This window comes from Candidatus Kirkpatrickella diaphorinae, assembly GCF_025736875.1.
Lineage (GTDB): Bacteria > Pseudomonadota > Alphaproteobacteria > Acetobacterales > Acetobacteraceae > Sorlinia > Sorlinia diaphorinae.
In genome coordinates, this window is sequence record NZ_CP107052.1 from 2,112,445 (window position 1) to 2,129,384 (window position 16,940).

The following is a 16,940-nucleotide window of genomic DNA, read 5'->3' on the forward strand; positions in this document are numbered from 1 at the left end:
AAATCCTCCGCCTCCCCTCGACATGAAGGTGAGTCCGTTCAAGACAATTTTTTGCAATCGGTGGTCAAGACGAGAGCCAAATTGACAATCTTCCTGGTCAATGGTGTCAAGCTTTCAGGTCAGATCACGCAATATGATACGCACACGATTATCCTGATGCGTGATGATCAATCACAATTGGTCTATAAACATGCTGTCAGTACAATTCTGCCCGGTGCACCGCTTCCGATTTTCTCTCAGGACGATGACATCGACGATATTTGAGGGTTAATGCGTTTTGGGTTTAATTGAAACGGCGCCACCCGTCCGGCGCGCAGCGGTCATTTTCCCCGCTGACAGGACATCTCTCCGCGCTGAGCTTCGCGGGGCGGATGCCCGCCTTGAGGAAGCTGCCGGCCTGACCCGCTCTATCGGTCTCGATATCATGTTCCAGCAGGTCATCCCGCTTCGGGCAGCGCGGCCCGCAACATTGCTCGGCGCCGGGCAAGTCGAGGCGCTTGCTACGAAAGTGCATGAGGGGGGGATCGACGTCGTCGTCGTTGACACGCGGCTTTCCCCCGTGCAGCAGCGCAATCTTGAAAAAGCGCTGAATTGCAAGGTGATTGACCGGACGGGGCTGATCCTCGATATCTTCGGCGCGCGCGCGGCAACGCGGGAAGGTGTGCTTCAGGTTGAACTGGCCCACCTCGCTTATCAGAAATCCCGTCTTGTCAGATTATGGACTCATCTTGAGCGCCAGCGCGGTGGGTTCGGCTTTCTCGGCGGGCCGGGTGAAACGCAGATGGAAGCCGACCGCCGTATGTTGAGTGAGCGCATGGTCAAGCTCAAGAAAGAGTTGGATCAGGTGCGGCGCACGCGTGGGCTTCACCGCGCGGCCCGTCAGCGCGTGCCTTTCCCGGTTGTGGCCTTTGTCGGTTATACGAATGCTGGCAAGTCGACGCTGTTCAATGCTTTGACGGGGGCCGATGTCCAGGCGGAAGACCAGCTTTTTGCGACGCTCGACCCGACAATGCGTTCCGTCACGCTGCCCTCCGGGCGTCGGATCATCCTTTCTGACACAGTCGGATTCATCAGTGACCTCCCGACGGAACTCATCGCCGCCTTCCGCGCGACGCTTGAGGAAGTGGCCGAGGCGGATGTCATTGTGCATGTGCGCAATGTGGCGCATCCTGACAGCGACGCCCAGCGTGAAGATGTCATTCAAGTATTAAATAATCTGGTGCGGGATGGGGTGCTCGATGAGACATGGCCTGAGCGTGTGGTCGAAGTCCTGAATAAATCCGATATTCTCGGCGGCGTCCGGCAGGTGGCGCATGTTGGCGGGGCCGTGCCCGTGTCAGCGCTGACGCAGGAGGGCCTGCCCGATCTGCTGAGCGCCATCGATGCGCAACTGACAGCGCATTTACCCGTCATCCACGTCAAACTCAGCATCCAGGATGGTGCCGCCATGGCGTGGCTCTATGAATATGGCGACGTCATTGAAAGAACGGATGAGGAAGCGATTATTCGCCTGACGGTTCGCCTCTCAGATAATGACCTCAAACGGTTTGAACGCAGCTTTCCCGAATATCTCGATCTGATTGCCTGACGCGACGTCACCGGAGGGGGAGGACGCTGGCATGAATGAGGAACCGCCCCTCTCATTCTCATATCTCAAAAAACTCGTCACAGCCTGCATCGGGATTGCGCGCGACGTCTCACAGGATCTCATCATGCCGGGCTTTGGGCGCCTTCGGCCGGAGCAGATCCGCGTCAAATCAACGCCGCGCGATTTTGTAACGGAAATTGATGAGCAGGCGGAAGCTTATATCGAGGCGCGCCTGCGTCAACTCGTCCCCCATGCCTTGATTGTGGGGGAGGAGGCGGCGGCGCGAAATCCCGACCTCGTCAATGAGCTGGCCCGCGCGTCCCTTGCCTTCACAATTGACCCGATTGACGGCACCGTCAATTACGTTGAGGGCGTCGCGGCTTTTGGCGTCATGATAGCCGTCATTTCAGATGCAGAGCCGGTTGCTTCCATTATTTTCAATCCTGTCTCAGGCTGCGCGATGCTGGCGGCGCGGGGCGCGGGCGCGTGGCAGGTCGATGCGGACGGGCGGGAAACCCCTCTGCATTACGCCGCGCCGCCCCGCCACGCGGGCGGCCTCCGCGGAAAATTGTCCTGGTCCCTTTGTGCCGTTAATCTGACGGAGAAAGCGGCTTACATCGCTTCGGCTTTCGAGCGTTTATGGGATCTGAGATGTGCCTCCATCGAATATATGATGGCCGCCGCGGGACATGCGCATATTTTATATTATCGGAAGGTCATGCCGTGGGATCACTGCCCTGGATATGTCCTTCTGACAGAGGCGGGTGGCTATGGCGCCCTTCACCATGGTGAAGCCTACCGCATCGGGCACAAAGCATCCGGCCTGCTCTACGCGCCGGACCAACATGTGTGGCATGAGGTCGCTTCAGCCCTGGGTTTGCACGAAAGGTGACGTGCTTGACTTGAAGGATTTTTCGGCGGTGAATACATCTTGATAAACCAGATAATGGTTTAAACGGAGGTACGAAAATGCCAGTACAAGATCCTGTCTTATACGCTGTATGTGATGGTGAAAAAGCGCGTTTCATGCGCTATGACGGTCATCAGATGCGGACAATCCACCGACTGGACGCGCACCACCACCCTGACGAAAATGGCATGCTGACCACGTCGATCAAAGAGCCAAAATCCGACCCGAAAGAGCTGACGAAGGAGCGTTTTGCACGCACCATCGCCGCGGAGATTGAAAAAGTCCTCGCGCAGAATGCCGCGCTCAAGGGCCTCGTCCTTGCCGCTTCGCCCCATGTGCTTCACGATTTGCGGGTCATGCTGTCCAAGGCGACAATGAAAAAAATAGTGAAGACGGAAAGCAAGGACCTCACCAACATCCCCGACCACGAAATGTTTTCTCATTTCGACCGCCCGGCAACGGGTTGGCCGCAATTGCCGCGTTAAACATATATGCGGCGCGAGGGCTGTCTGCCCTCGCGCCGATATCATTGTCACACGGCCAGAAGAGGCTCGTCAGACTGCTCCGCGATGATGTCATGCTGGCGGGCGCGGAGGCCCTTGACCTCCACATGAACGCCGCGCGCCTGTAATTTGCTGACGATTTTCTCCAGTTTGGCGACGGCTGTAATGTCCCAGAATGTCGCCCGGTCCACATCAATTACGATCTTCTTCGCAGATGTCTGGAAATCAACCGCGTCGAAGAGCATGTCGGATGACGCAAAGAAAATCTGCCCTGAGATCCTGTAGATCTCCTCATCACCCTCGCGCTCATGCTTGATGCTGAGCATATTCGTCGCCCGCCAGGCGAAAAACACGCCGCTGAGCAGCACGCCCGCGACAACGCCCGCCGCGAGGTCCTGCGTGCTGACGGTCACGAGTACCGTGACGATCATCACCACCGTCGATAATTTGGGATGGCGCATCAGGTCTCGCAGAGATCCCCAGGCAAAGGTGCTGACGGAAACCATAATCATAATTGCGACAAGCGCGGCCAGCGGCACAAGGGCGAACCAGCGATGCAGCACATCCATCAGGAGCAGCAGAAACGCACCGGCTGCGAAAGTCGAGAGGCGTCCACGCCCGCCATATCGCAGGTTACCGACCGTCTGACCCACCATGCCGCACCCGCCAATGCCACCGAAAGCGGCAACAAGCATGTTGGAAATCCCGAGCCCCGTGCATTCCATCCGCTGATTACCATGCGTGTCCGTATGCTCATCCACCACGCCGGCGGTCATGAGTGACTCAAGCAGGCCGACAGCGGCCATGGCCAGCGCATAGGGGAAGATGATTTCAAGCGTCTCGATATTAAACGGAACATGCGGCCATGTCAGTTGCGGGAGCCCGCTTGGCAGGGCGCCAAGATCAGCAACCGTGCGGACCGGCATGGGATAAAAGACGGTGATCAGCGTCAGAACAATGATGCAGATCAGGGGAGAGGGTATCATCGTGAATATGCGCGGCACGAGATAAATGATGGCCAGCCCGACCGCGATCAGCGCATAGGTGTGCCAGGTGACATGCAGCATTTGCGGCACCTGCGCTGAAAAAATGAGGATGGCCAGCGCATTGACAAAGCCCGTCCGCACTTCGTCGGAGACAAAGCGCATTACGACATGCAGGCGAAGCAGCCCGAAACATAATTGCATGAATCCGGCCAACATCGTGGCCGCGAACATATATTGGACACCGTGATGGTGAACCAGCGCGCCGACCACAAAAGCAATGGACCCCGCCGCGCCGGAGATCATCCCCGGCCGACCACCTGTCAGCGCGATCGCAATGCTGATGACGAAGGAGGCGTAAAGCGAAATGGCAGGCGATACGCCTGAAACATAGGAAAAGGCGATGACTTCTGGAATGAGGGCAAATGTGCCAACCATTCCGGCCAGCACCTCATTCAGTGGTGAGAAAGCCCACTGAGCACGGTACTCAGACAGTTTCACGGTAAATCTCCGAAGATAAGAAGGGGTCGTTGTATTCAGGCCCAACGTGGCAATGGCGGGGCATCATAATGAATTTTGTTTAAAAAGCAACCTGTGCCTGAATTCATTTATGTCGCCAGGCTTAAAGGCCACGCAATCAGGGTGCGACGCCATGCAATGTGCCATTTTCCGAATTGGGGAAAAGCGGGATTGCGGGCGATCTCGCGAGAACCCCTCAACGGCATAAAGGTTTAAAAAAAAGTGAAAAACCGGAAGACCGCCGCGAAATCTCAATATTCCGCACTTTGCGCGATCGGTTTCAACGGCGCTTCAAGAGATTGAAGATTTTGTGATTTCAGTCCGCCGAAACAATCTTTCAGAAGATGTTCAAAAGGTTTTCATTCATCGCAGCCGACAACATAGTCTATACTTAGGCGTTTCTGAATGTTAATCGAAAGTTTCAGTTCAGAGGTTCCCCGGAAATGTCGCCTGAATCATGGGTCAGGTCATCTCTCCTCGTCTTATATATCAGGCGTGGCGGAATCTCCTTTCTGAGAAAGCAAATCTTTTGGGCGAGAAAGAAGAAATGACAGGCAAGCTACCCACCGTCGCGATCGCGTTGTTTGTTAAGGACGAGTTTTCTGACATTGCCGGATGGATTGCGTGGCATGCTGCGATGGGTGTCCGTACGTTCTTCATTTATGATGATCACTCCACTGACGGGACATGGGAGATACTGACGGCGGCATCCCATTGCCACGACATACGCCTTCGCCGAACGGACCCTGCAGCCCAGCCGGATTTTTATCAGCGCCAGCGTGATTGTTTCATGGAAGTCGCCGCGGAATGTAAGGGGCAGGTTGACTGGCTCGGCTTCCTCGATGGTGACGAATATGTCTATCTACGGCATTATGACAGCCTCCCTGAATTTTTTGCTTCGGTCCGTCATGCCAGCGGCGTCGCTTTCTCATGGCGCATCTATGGCAGTAGCGACCGTGTCGTGCGGCCGCGCAATCTGACGGTTGAGGCCTTCACCCACCATGCCACAGAGGCGCTCGATGATAATGTCCTCGTCAAGAGCTTCATTCGACCGGAAAAAATGGGTGAGAAATATATCAATCCCCACATATTTGACATTCCGGCAGAGGAGTATATCCGGCCAAGTGGCAAGCCCGTAAAGGGCCCCATTGCGGCGCAGGATATCGAGTGGTCAGACGGTTTTGTGATGCACTTCATATGCCGGAGCATGGAAAATTACGTGCAGCGCATCCGGCGGCGCCTTGATGCGGATCTTTCCGACTCGATCGGTTATTGGAATCATTTCAACCGTAATGAATTGGAGGACCGCGAGCCTTTACGTCTCATCCCGCGCGCGGAGCGATATCTTTCACGCATCTATGACAGATCTGTAGCGCTTGCCGTCAGGAAACTCAGTCAATCCTTCCTCAACCCGGGTGAGGGCCAATCTGATGCGGCGATTTCCCAGCTGGATGCGCCGTCAACATCCCGTATTTTTCGTCTTACAACTTATTTTGGCGGGCATCTTTATTATGCGCCCGAAAAGCGCCTCTGCGTCCATGCGTCCGAAGAATACGCACGTGCGCACCAGTTGCAGCCCGTTTATGCCATCGTGCGGGCGAATACGCCGCAATTTGTATCACTTTTCGTGCCGACCCACCCGGATGTCTTCGTCAGGCTTATGAGCGACCATCGATTGATGACCCGGCTGATCTACCGCATCACCCCGCAAGTTGATGGGTATGTGACACTCCAAAACCCCATAAATCATTATTACATGTCTTACCTGCCGCTTACGGACGGTGTGGGCATCGTGGAAAGTAATCGCCATGAGGTGCGGGAGTGGGAATATGTCAAACTCACGCCTTTCGACAAACAGGACCTGACGTCAGATCGTGACGAAGCCTCGGCACCGCCACCTCGTGAGATATCGGTCCCGGCAATGTTGGGATGGCTTCGCCAACGAGATGCGCTGCCGGATAATGACGAATTTCTGCGCGCTTTTTATCAGTTGGGCCCTTCTTCCCGTCTTGAACTTATGCGTCACGTCCCGGGATTATTATGGAACGTGACCTGAGGCGCCACCGCTCCCCGCATTGATGACGTTGCGTCTTCGCCTTCATCGAGATGGCGCAGCGTGTCGCTGAGACAAAACCGTCTTTTCGTAAGGACGGACCGCGCGTGTTTCACAGATAAGCTGCAGGAATTCGACAATATCACGCCGGGGACATAAAGGCCCCCGGGGTGGACCGATATCTCTGTTGCGGTTTCTTTATCTCATTACAAAAACGGGTCCTCGCTTTTCACAATATAAGATTCTCGTGATATCGCGGGAACCACGATGTTCTCCCCGGACTTTAATGGCTGCAATAAAAAGGGGAGATCTGGACAATGGCACGCGCGACGAAAACAGCTTTAAAGTCGGCTCCCAGGAAAAAATCGCCTGTTAAGACAAAGCCTCCTGAAGCTGAAAATGAGGAAGCGCTCATCACCCTGACGCCGAAAGGCCGGGGGGCCTTATTTGCGAGTGTTGCGGCGCTTGCCGGATTGATGTTCGGGTTGGATACGGGCGTCATCTCCGGTGCGCTTAAATTTCTGTCAGACGACCTTCATTCCAATCCGCGCCTTGATGAGTGGATTGTGTCCTCCCTCATGTTGGGGGCGGCGGCAGGCGCGATTGCGGCCGCCTTTATCGCCCAGCGGGCGGGGCGCAAAGCGGCGATGCTGGTGGCGGGTTTTCTGTTCCTCCTCGGGACGCTACTCTGCGCGTTGGCCCCGAATGTCAGCATCATGATCGGAGGGCGCGTCGTTCTCGGCCTCGGCGTCGGGCTGGCGGCCTTTTCCGCGCCGCTTTATATTGCGGAGATCTCGCCGGAATCGCAGCGCGGCACGATGATCTCGATTTATCAGCTCATCGTCTGCGGCGGGATGCTCCTTGCTTTCCTGTCCGATAGCCTGTTGGCCTATGGCGGGCATTGGCGCTGGATGCTGGGCATCCTGCTTGTCCCGACCGTGATTTTCATTATTGCGATGTTGCAGATCCCTTACTCACCACGCTGGCTGGTCGCTGATGGGCAGAAGCGAAGGGCGCGGGCCGTATTGATGCAGATACGCGGTGGCCTGGCGGAGTCAAATCGGGAAATCGCCCGGATTGAGCAGCAGCTTCGGAAAGAGGAATCGGATGGGCTGATGCTGCTGAAAACCAATCGCGGTTTCCGAAAGACCTTCTCTCTCGGTGTCGCGCTTCAAGCTTTGCAGCAACTGACCGGCATTAATGTCATCCTGTATTACGCGCCGCATATTCTCGAAAAAATGGGTTTTTCCACCGCGGCATCCATCTGGTGCACGGTGATTTTCGGGGCGGTCAATCTCACGGGCGTCGGGCTTGTCATTTACTTTATCGATCGAGTGGGTCGCCGTCCCCTTTTATTGATCAGCACGCTGGCGGCCGCCATTATGTTGGCCGGTTTTGGTTTTGTTGCTTATCTGGGTCTGCCGGGGATGATTTTCAAAGTGACTGAAATCACCCTTCTCGCCCTTTTTGTCTTTTTCTACGCCGTTGGCTCCGGGCCGATGCCGTGGACGCTCTGTGCTGAAATCCAGCCCTTAAGAGGCCGTACCGCCGCCATCGCGGCATCCACCTTTACCAACTGGGTAACGAACTGGCTGATCGCCAATATCTTCCTGTCTGTCATGGCGGTGATCCATGATTACGGCGTTTTCTGGTTGCTTGCCGGTTTCAATCTGTTTTTCTTCTTCGTCACGGTGTTTTTCGTGCCGGAGACGAAAGGTTGTTCGCTCGAAGATATTGAGGAAAATCTTAACAAGGGAAGGCGCCTTCGCGATATCGGCGTTTGATAACAATCCTTATCGGCCAAGGCGCTCATACCGCGCCTGTCAATAAACGACTTCCCTGAGCCTTTCAAATTCCGCTTCCTCAGCATGGAATGGCGTTTCCGCCTGTTGGCCGTCTCGGGTGAAGCGCTGCGCGAGAAGGGTGCGGATCCGATCGACGCAGATTTCAAGATCATCATCCGCGAAGGGGCGGGTATTTTCCCACAGCGCGTCTTTGGCGGTCGCTTCGTTCAGCACGCGCACAATGCCTGACTGAGTCAAAGAGCGATGCCATCGCGCAAAATCCGTGCCGCCAGCGATAAGCCCCTTTTTGATCAGATTTCGGCGCCATCGGGGAAAGAGGGCGCAGGATGTGGTCTTGAGAAAGTGATTGAGCGTTCTCCGCACGGGCAATGGGTATAGCCAGGTGGGCAAACCGGAACGTATGAGATCGGCCAGAAGGGACGCGCTGTCCGCCGTGACAATCACGCGCGCACTTTCAGCCAGAACATCCCGCACGCGACGTCGGGCGATCGTGATGCCATCCCGCCGACATTGATCCTGCATGTAAGTGGCGATGTCAGGCGGTGTCCGGCAACTGAAAATGACCTGAAGCGCCTCACCAGCGTGGTGGGCGACGATTTTCGCCAGGCGCAGCATCTCATCACATTCACGCCGCCCAAGCGCGTGGTGAGCTGTTTTCCCGCTCAGGATCAAAGTCGTCTTGCCCTTTTGCGCGGGCCGGGTCGCAGATTTTAAGCGGGGATTCGGCTGAAGTGACGCGCCATTCAGGGGTAGTTTGAGGTGCAGCACATTATCGGCTTCAGGGTAATCATCCTGCGGCATGATGATCACGAGGTCGAGCCTGGATGTCGGATATAATCGTGGACGTCCCAATTGTATCAAAAGTGGTTTTCTTTCGAAACGTCTATGGAGGGCCAGTCCCGGCTTCAAGGCTTTACCAAATGACAGGATGATGTCGGGCGTGGCGGAGGGCGTGGTCCAAGGGGCGATCACCTCAAATGGCATGGCCAGGGCGCGTGCAAGGGCTTCACATTGCGTTCGTTCACCCTCGCGCTCCGTATCGATGATCGCAATCACGCCGCACACTCCGTGTCATTAAAGAAATTTTTCGTCGCCCTGTCTTTTAAAAAACGAAATTTAAATCGGATAGGGTTATTAATAAAGGCGCGTCGCAAAATGACCGGGACATGTCGCAGGCGCCGGGGAAGAGGCGAGCGGAGAAGGGCGGGACGCCGCGTCATGAAAATTCTCCGGAGAAGTGGATGAGTGCCGAACGTTAAAACGAGGCGGGTCGAGGGCGTATATTATGACGTGCTGAGTGTTTAGAAATGGTTTTCCATCAATGCGATGGCGCCGAAAGCCCTGACACCCGGACGACAAGATGCGCGACGCCTACACGTCTGCCGCGCGCGGTTTTTGGAACGGGACAAGCAATGCAATGAAGAATGAGACCTTGGAAATAAAAACTTAAGAAAGGAAAGAGTGTTTCATTTGACGGCAAAAAATAGATCATATATTCCATCGATAGTGATTAACGTCACACGGGATCTGTGATCCCGCTTGTTTCACATAAGGCATCCTTCCCGTGCGCGGGGTGGGCCATGTGATGAAATTGAGCGAGAGAGGCGCGGCCCGGATGTCACTGAGGAGTGGATCTGACTATGAAAACGCATCTCCTGACCATGTCACAAGCCCTCATCCGCGCCATGATCGCGCAGAAGATCGAGATTGATGGCGAGGTCGTGCCCTTCTTCAAAGGCGTGTGGGCCATATTCGGCCATGGCAATGTGGCCGGGCTGGGGGAGGCGCTTTACGAAAATCGCGCAGATATGCCGACTTTGCGGGCGCATAATGAGCAGGGAATGGTGCACGCCGCGACCGCTTTCGCCAAGGCACGTCGACGCCAGCAAGTCATGGCCTGCACGAGCTCCATCGGGCCGGGTGCGCTCAATATGGTGACCGGTGCCGCGGTGGCGCATGTTAATCGCCTGCCGCTCCTTCTGCTTCCCGGTGATGTCTTCGCCAATCGCATCCCGGACCCGGTCTTGCAACAGGTTGAGGATTTCGGGAACGGGGTGGTTTCAGCCAATGATGCCTTCATCCCGGTCTCCCGCTATTTTGACCGCCTGACGCGGCCGGAACAATTGATCCCCGCCTTCCATCAGGCGATGCGTGTGCTGACTGACCCCGCCGAATGCGGGCCTGTCACGCTCAGCCTGTGTCAGGATGTGCAGGCCGAGGCTTTTGCATATCCCGACGCATTTTTCAGGGAGCGCATCCACCGCATCCGCCGCCAGGCGCCCGACGCACGTGAGCTTTCGGACGCCGTGAAGCTGATCCGGCAATCGCGCAAACCGCTCATGATCGCCGGTGGCGGCGTGCTTTATGCCGAGGCGGAGAAAGCGCTGGCGGCGTTCAGTCACGCCCATGGCGTCCCCGTCGGGGAAACGCAGGCCGGGAAATCCTCCCTTCCCACCACGCACGCGCTCAATATGGGCGGAATTGGCGTCAGTGGAGGCACGGCCGCGAATGAAATGGCGCAGGAGGCCGACCTCATCATTGCGGTCGGGACACGCTTACAGGATTTCACCACCGGGTCCTGGGGGTTGTTCAAAAACCCGGATATGAAAATCATCGCGTTGAATGTGCAGCCTTTCGACGCGGTAAAACATGATTCCCTACCGGTCATTGCGGATGCAAAAATCGCCTTGGAAGAGATCGCAGCCGCGCTGGAAGGTTGGAAAGCGGATTCTGGCTGGACAGAGCGCGCGCAGGCGGCGCGGCAAAGATGGCTTGAAAAGGCCGACACCTATCAGGCCATCCCGGAGAGAGAGGCGCTGCCAACCGATGCGCAGGTTATCGGCGCGGTGCAGCGTGTCGCGAAACCGACCGATACGGTCGTCTGCGCGGCTGGAGGGCTGCCTGCGGAATTGCAGAAACACTGGCGGCCTGAGCAGCCGGGCGGATACCATATGGAATATGGGTTCTCCTGCATGGGCTATGAGCTTGCCGGCGGGATCGGCGTCAAAATGGCGCGGCCGGAACGGGAGGTTATCGTGATGGTGGGGGATGGCTCCTACCTCATGCTGAATTCCGAGATCGCCACGTCCGTCATGTTGGGGCAGAAACTGATTATCGTTCTGCTGGATAACCATGGTTATGGCTGCATTAACCGTCTCCAACAGGCGACGGGGAGTGCGCCTTTCAATAATCTCTGGGAAGACTCACAGCATATGGCGCAGTTCCCGCAGATTGACTTTGTGCAACATGCGCACGGGCTTGGGGCCCTTGCGGAAAAAGTCGCGTCGCTTCCGGACTTGTCCGAAGCCATTGCGCGCGCGCGCAAAGCGGATCGCACAACGGTGATCCTGATCGACACTGACCCGAAACCGACCACAAAAGAGGGCGGTGCATGGTGGGATGTGGCCGTGCCGGAAGTGTCGACGCGCCCGCAGGTGAATCAAGCGCGCACCGACTATGAACGGGCACGCGGGGCGCAGCGTATCGGAAACTGAACGCGGCCGTTTCTGGGTCGGCTTAAGAAGGACGGGCAATATGGCGATCAAAATCGGCGCGAACCCTATCATCTGGTCGAATGATGACCTTCGATCCCTCGGGGCCACGACATCGCTGGACACCTGCCTGCGGGAAGCGCGGCTTGCGGGGATCGAAGGCATGGAAATGGGGCATAAATTCCCGACTTCCGCGCCTGAGCTGAAAAAGGCCCTTGCGCCGCACAATATGGCGTTCATCTCCGGTTGGTGGTCGACCAATCTGCTTGTTCATGATGAGGCGGCGGAAATCAAAGCCATTTCTGCTCGTCTTGAATTGCTGAAGGAAATGGGGTGCAAGGTCTGCATCGTCTGCGAGACGTCGAATTCCATCCAGGGGGCGTTCGACACGCCGCTTTCACAGCGTCCCGTGCTGGATGATGCAGGCTGGACGCTTCTGACCACGCGTATGACGCGGCTGGGGGATCATATTGCCGAGCATGGGATTGACCTTGTCTATCATCACCATATGGGGACGGTGGTGCAGTCAAGGCAGGATATCGCACGGTTTATGGATGAGACCGGTCCTTCCGTGAAGCTCCTGCTCGATACGGGCCACGCTTTATGGGGCGGCTCCGACCCCGCCGAACTGGCGCGCACCTACCGAACACGCATCAAACACATCCACGCCAAAGACCTCCGCCCCTTCAAACGCGCGCAGGCGGATGTCTATGAATGGAGCTTCCTCCGCGCCGTCCTCTCCGGCGTCTTTACCGTGCCGGGCGATGGCGGGATCGATTACCGCCGGATCTTCGCGGAACTGCCGGATTATGATGGCTGGGTGGTGATCGAAGCGGAACAGGACCCACAATGCGCCAACCCGCTGGTTTATGTGCGGATGGGGCGGAATTATCTGGTGGATGTGTTGGGGGGTGATGCCCGATTACAATCTCCCTTTACACTCAATCAGTGAGCTTCAATCTATAAATTGAATCCAGGAGTCGGCTGCCAGCTCCAACAATTTTTGAGAGGACACGGATTTGCTCCGAAAGCGCTGAACTGTTAGTCGGATCCGGATAATTCAATTGGTGGTCAACCTCTCCCCAGATTTCTTCGAAAAGCGTTCTGACCTGGATCTCACATCGCACAAAGCTCTTCGCGTGGGGCATGATCAAATAATGTACACTAGTGTAAAGACTAGGTTTTACCTCAGGGGTGATACCTATTTCTTTGAAATAAGCCACGTTTTCGGGGTCCCACGTATAAGCTTTTGGATCTTCTGCGAAGCACCAGTCTTCTAGCATATCCACTTTGTTTCTGATGACGTGATCTACGATGGAAATGTCTTTTCGATATAGCAGAATTACCCTGACACCAGCGAGATCAGTTATCTTGGAAAAAAAATTATGCTCGGTTATTTGCTCTCCATTCGCAATCTTTCGGTCGATCTTATGCCTGAGGTGGTTTTCGTCTTTGATTCGAGATTTCGTAGAGTGAACAATGCTTCGTCCTTCCGAAAATAGATTGGGATGATTCAGGAACTGATCTTCAACACTTTTCCGAAAAGTATCGATAGAATGGCGATGAGCTCGAAATAAAGCCACCAAATTTTCAACGCGAGATGTCATTACCGATTCCATCAAACTTGCTCCAAGCGCTGCAGAACATCATATGCAAAATCCGTGTAAGCATCTTTAGTGTCGAAAAACTTACGAGAATTGCCTCTGACTGTGTTTTGTTCGTCTGGATCGATCTGCGCTACTGGAACTTTCCACATGGGCACATGATACTTTTGTGACATGCTTGGAAAAGTATTATGCGTGTGTATAACGGAGTTGTTGCCGATTGAGCCTTTTAGGATATCAGCGAAGGGTAACGAAACGTCTTGCGAAATTGCTTCCTCAATTGTCTTAGGAATTTTGTCTGCATAATATTTATGGGCTTGAGCAAGTCTGTAATTATTGTTAGGACCATCGTATCTCTTTGCATTATAAATAGTATAACCAATTAATTTAACAAATTCTTGCGGAAAATGGTCTCTCTTCGCTTCTGATATAACTTCATACACTGTCTCGAATTGCTTTTTCCACTGACGTAAAGATTCTCCAATATTCCTGATACCGTATACCGAAAACAAATCAGGCGTGCACGGTATGAGGAATGCATCAGCCAAGGTAAGGATGTTTTTGTTGAGCGCACCGAGACTTGGTGAAGTGTCAAAAATTATGTAATCGTAATTATATTTATTCGAATAATTGTGAGATATACTCCTTATGTTTGTGATCGTTCTTATAGACAAGGGATCGCCACTTTAAACACTGTTCCATCGTTCGCTGACCTTAGCTTCGAATCGATGAAGCGTGAGTCGACCAGGAATGATTGAGAGGTTTTCCGCCAAATCATATGGCGGGGGTAATTGAGCGATGTCGTCAACTCCATCTTCTGTCGGTTTCAGCAGGAAATGAATGGATCTTGGCTTCGAAGTCATTTGTTGAAAAGAGGCGGAAGCACGTGAAAAGTCATTGATATACGGGTCTTCAGGCTCCCATATCTCTTGAATCTGTTCCATATCTAGAGCGGTGATCGTCAAGTTACACTGTGGGTCCAAATCAACGACTAATACTCGTTTGCCGATCTCCGCAAACGAATGTGCAAGATGATAAGTGAGGGTTGTCTTGCCGACCCCTCCCTTGTTATTGAAAATTGTGAGGATTTTTGCCGGCAAATCATTCTTCCCTGACCTAGAGTCGCGATGTGAATACTGTATCACATCGAAATCTGTATTGCGCCAAATTTACATGAATGGTTATCATTTTTCTTTTATAACATCACGGATGCTTGAGTTAATGTTGTCGTGCGCTCTTCACCTGCACCTCGAGATAAAGGCCTCGTGCATCGGGAAGGCGATAGACTTTGCCGGTTGCGCTTAATTTCCTGATTTTTATATACGTTAACACGTTGCCCCCACCCTTTTTACGTTACCCCCAATTTCGTGCGCTTGCATGACAAGGGTGAGAAGCCCTGAGAAGGGTTTATGGCGGGAAACCGGGGAAAATCAAGGGTCGTGAGAGGGGATGAGAAGCCGTGATAACGGTCCGTGGCGGAGAGGGAGGGATTCGAACCCTCGGTACGCTATTAACGCACACACGCTTTCCAAGCGTGCGCCTTAAGCCGCTCGGCCACCTCTCCAGCGCTGGCCGGAAGATAGCAAACTTCCCGTCAAGCGCAAGGGGTTCTTGCGGCTTTTACAAACTGGGCGATCAATTCAGCGGATTTTACTCCGGGGCGGGTCTCAACGCCGGAGGAAACATCGACAGTCGGCGCGCCGGAGGTGGTGATGGCTTCAGCGACGTTTTCCGGCGTCAGCCCTCCGGCAAGCAGCCAGTTCTGCGGCGCTTTCCAGCGTTTCAGCGGTGCCCAGTCCATGATACGGCCATTCCCGCCGGGCCGACCATCTTCCGTCCGTGCCGCAGGTTCGATCGCGAGGCCGTCACAAAGCGGCGCCTGGGGCAGGTCAGCAGGGGTGGTGACGGCGATGGAGACCCACACCGGCAAACCGAAACGCTGCCGGATTTCCGCCGCCCGCTCAGGCGAGTCGTAAATCTGCAAAATCGAGAGGGGCGCGGCGGCCAACGCGTCCGCGATCTCTTTATCCGAAGGTTTGACGAACAACCCCACCGCGCGGCGCACCGCCGAGTCTCCAAAGCGCGTCAGCAGCGCGCCAACCTCCTGCGGCGTCACAAAGCGTGGGGATCGCGCGTAAAACACAAAGCCGATCCAATCTGCTCCATTCTCAAGCGCGGCGGCGACGTTTTCATGATCTCTCAGCCCGCAGATCTTGACGCCGACACTCATGTTGCGGCCAGAATTTCATCCTGAATGGCGCGGGCGGTCTGGGCGGGGTCAGGGGCCTGGGTGATGGGGCGACCAACGACAATCCAATCCGCCCCCATTCGGGCGGCTTCACCGGGCGTCATGACACGTTTCTGATCATGGCTCTGGCTCCCCGCCGGGCGGATGCCGGGGACGACCAACGTGGGTTTCGCCCCGAATTCCTGACGGATCGGCGTAATTTCCTGCGCGGAGCATACCAGCCCATCGGCCCCGGCACGCAGGGCGACGTCGGCAAGGCGTAGCACTTGTTCCGCCGGCGTGGCGGCAACGCCGATCTCGCGCAAACCGACCGCGTCCATACTCGTCAACACCGTGACGGCCAGAAGGGCGGGGCGATTGTCAGCGGGGTAAGCCGCGTCAATCGCCTCCCGAGCCCGCGCAATCATCTCACGCCCGCCCGCAGCGTGGATCGTGAGGAGGCAGGCATCAATGGAGGCCAGACTTTTCAGCCCATGGCTTACCGTATTCGGGATGTCATGCAGTTTCAGGTCCAGAAAAACGGGCTGGGTGCGGGATAAATCCTTGGCCGCGTCAAATCCGCAGCCATAAACAAATTCCATCCCGAGTTTAATCGCATCCACCACACCCGCGAGCTGTGCCGCCCAGTTCTTCGCCTGGGTGATGTCGGCTGTATCCAGGGCGGCGATGAGGCGGGTGCGCGGCGCGGGCTTATTGGGGGGGCTCACGGATGGTAAATCGTGGAGGCGGCATCAAGTGGCGCTGACGGTGCCGGTTGCGGCATCGGGCGCGGCGCGGCGCCGAGGCGCTCATGCAGGCTGACAAGCTGCGTCTGAAGGGTCTGGACCTGTTGCTCAGCCTTGCGGGCGCGTTGACGCTGACGGAACCCGCCAACGGATGACATGGCGGCACCAAAAAGCGCGCTGACCATGCCGACGAAAAGCACAAGAATACCGACCGGTAATTTGATGTCGAAATTGATCATTTTCGGCGTGGCCGTATCAAGATTGCTGAGGGCAAAAATAATCAATATGACCAGAAAGATGATAATAAAAAGCAGGCGCAACATCGTTCACTCCGCAGGTAACCAGATGAGAAACATCTCTCCAGCCGACACGGTTGCAAACTAGCCTGAGCCGCTTCGGTCATCAAGTCTTCGTGTCAGGTGAGGGTCCCGATGCCAGGTTGGGATGGTCTTTTCACCCTCGTAACAAAGCGTCTGACGCAGGCGGTACGGCAATATTCCGGGCGTAAAGC

16 protein-coding genes and 1 tRNA gene are annotated in these 16,940 nt (G+C 55.3%); 8 read left to right on the plus strand and 9 right to left on the minus strand.

The annotated features are described in order from the left end of the window. The first annotated feature begins 81 nt into the window (after nucleotides 1–81). The 4 genes from hfq (at nucleotide 82) to N5W20_RS09320 (ending at nucleotide 2,983) form a co-directional block, all read left to right on the plus strand. A complete protein-coding gene (hfq, locus tag N5W20_RS09305) occupies nucleotides 82–264 on the plus strand; it encodes an RNA chaperone Hfq (RefSeq protein ID WP_408869403.1) in 183 nt (60 codons plus the stop codon). A 13-nt stretch (nucleotides 265–277) separates the two neighbouring features. Beyond that, nucleotides 278–1,588 (plus strand): GTPase HflX, encoded by a 1,311-nt coding sequence (gene hflX / locus N5W20_RS09310; RefSeq protein ID WP_408869404.1) that lies wholly within the window; start codon nucleotides 278–280, stop codon nucleotides 1,586–1,588. Nucleotides 1,589–1,619: 31 nt separating this feature from the next. After that, nucleotides 1,620–2,480, plus strand: coding sequence for an inositol monophosphatase family protein (locus N5W20_RS09315; RefSeq protein ID WP_319806860.1), 861 nt, complete (start codon nucleotides 1,620–1,622; stop codon nucleotides 2,478–2,480). A gap of 77 nt (nucleotides 2,481–2,557) precedes the next feature. Continuing rightward, nucleotides 2,558–2,983: a host attachment protein gene (locus N5W20_RS09320; RefSeq protein WP_319806861.1), complete on the plus strand. Its 426-nt coding sequence runs from the start codon at nucleotides 2,558–2,560 to the stop codon at nucleotides 2,981–2,983. Nucleotides 2,984–3,030: 47 nt separating this feature from the next. Here N5W20_RS09320 and N5W20_RS09325 read toward each other — a convergent pair whose 3' ends face one another. After that, complete coding sequence (locus N5W20_RS09325; protein WP_319806862.1) at nucleotides 3,031–4,485, minus strand: SulP family inorganic anion transporter; 1,455 nt, start codon at nucleotides 4,483–4,485, stop codon at nucleotides 3,031–3,033. 565 nt (nucleotides 4,486–5,050) lie between these two features. On the opposite strand from N5W20_RS09325, the gene N5W20_RS09330 reads away from it, so the two are divergent. Next, nucleotides 5,051–6,559 (plus strand): glycosyltransferase family 2 protein, encoded by a 1,509-nt coding sequence (locus tag N5W20_RS09330; RefSeq protein ID WP_319806863.1) that lies wholly within the window; start codon nucleotides 5,051–5,053, stop codon nucleotides 6,557–6,559. 314 nt (nucleotides 6,560–6,873) lie between these two features. After that, a complete protein-coding gene (locus tag N5W20_RS09335; protein WP_319806864.1) occupies nucleotides 6,874–8,340 on the plus strand; it encodes a sugar porter family MFS transporter in 1,467 nt (488 codons plus the stop codon). 39 nt (nucleotides 8,341–8,379) lie between these two features. On the opposite strand, the gene N5W20_RS09340 is transcribed toward N5W20_RS09335, so the two are convergent. Next, on the minus strand, nucleotides 8,380–9,417 hold the full coding sequence (locus N5W20_RS09340) for an ELM1/GtrOC1 family putative glycosyltransferase (RefSeq protein ID WP_319806865.1): 1,038 nt from the start codon (nucleotides 9,415–9,417) through the stop codon (nucleotides 8,380–8,382). Between the two features lie 584 nt (nucleotides 9,418–10,001). Here N5W20_RS09340 and iolD point away from each other — a divergent pair. Both iolD and iolE read left to right on the plus strand, forming a co-directional pair. Beyond that, nucleotides 10,002–11,855, plus strand: a complete 1,854-nt coding sequence (iolD, locus tag N5W20_RS09345) for a 3D-(3,5/4)-trihydroxycyclohexane-1,2-dione acylhydrolase (decyclizing) (protein WP_319806866.1) — start codon at nucleotides 10,002–10,004, stop codon at nucleotides 11,853–11,855. 40 nt (nucleotides 11,856–11,895) lie between these two features. Beyond that, nucleotides 11,896–12,804, plus strand: coding sequence for a myo-inosose-2 dehydratase (iolE, locus tag N5W20_RS09350; RefSeq protein WP_319806867.1), 909 nt, complete (start codon nucleotides 11,896–11,898; stop codon nucleotides 12,802–12,804). Here the strand turns inward: iolE and N5W20_RS09355 are convergent. From N5W20_RS09355 to N5W20_RS09380, 7 genes are all read right to left on the minus strand, one after another. Further along, complete coding sequence (locus N5W20_RS09355) at nucleotides 12,794–13,459, minus strand: RelA/SpoT domain-containing protein (protein ID WP_319806868.1); 666 nt, start codon at nucleotides 13,457–13,459, stop codon at nucleotides 12,794–12,796. The two genes, iolE and N5W20_RS09355, sit on opposite strands and share 11 nt — an antisense overlap. A gap of 11 nt (nucleotides 13,460–13,470) precedes the next feature. Beyond that, a complete protein-coding gene (locus tag N5W20_RS09605) occupies nucleotides 13,471–14,130 on the minus strand; it encodes a ParA family protein (protein ID WP_338140531.1) in 660 nt (219 codons plus the stop codon). 12 nt (nucleotides 14,131–14,142) lie between these two features. Then, on the minus strand, nucleotides 14,143–14,556 hold the full coding sequence (locus N5W20_RS09610; RefSeq protein ID WP_338140532.1) for a ParA family protein: 414 nt from the start codon (nucleotides 14,554–14,556) through the stop codon (nucleotides 14,143–14,145). A gap of 373 nt (nucleotides 14,557–14,929) precedes the next feature. Further along, nucleotides 14,930–15,020, minus strand: a tRNA-Ser gene (locus N5W20_RS09365). 30 nt (nucleotides 15,021–15,050) lie between these two features. Beyond that, entirely contained in the window at nucleotides 15,051–15,686 is a 636-nt protein-coding gene (locus N5W20_RS09370; RefSeq protein WP_319806869.1) for a phosphoribosylanthranilate isomerase, read from the minus strand. Next, complete coding sequence (gene pyrF, locus N5W20_RS09375) at nucleotides 15,683–16,411, minus strand: orotidine-5'-phosphate decarboxylase (protein WP_319806870.1); 729 nt, start codon at nucleotides 16,409–16,411, stop codon at nucleotides 15,683–15,685. The genes N5W20_RS09370 and pyrF overlap by 4 nt, the downstream gene beginning before the upstream one ends. Next, nucleotides 16,408–16,752, minus strand: a complete 345-nt coding sequence (locus N5W20_RS09380; RefSeq protein ID WP_319806871.1) for a LapA family protein — start codon at nucleotides 16,750–16,752, stop codon at nucleotides 16,408–16,410. Before N5W20_RS09380 ends, pyrF begins: the two co-directional genes overlap by 4 nt. Nucleotides 16,753–16,940 lie beyond the last annotated feature (188 nt).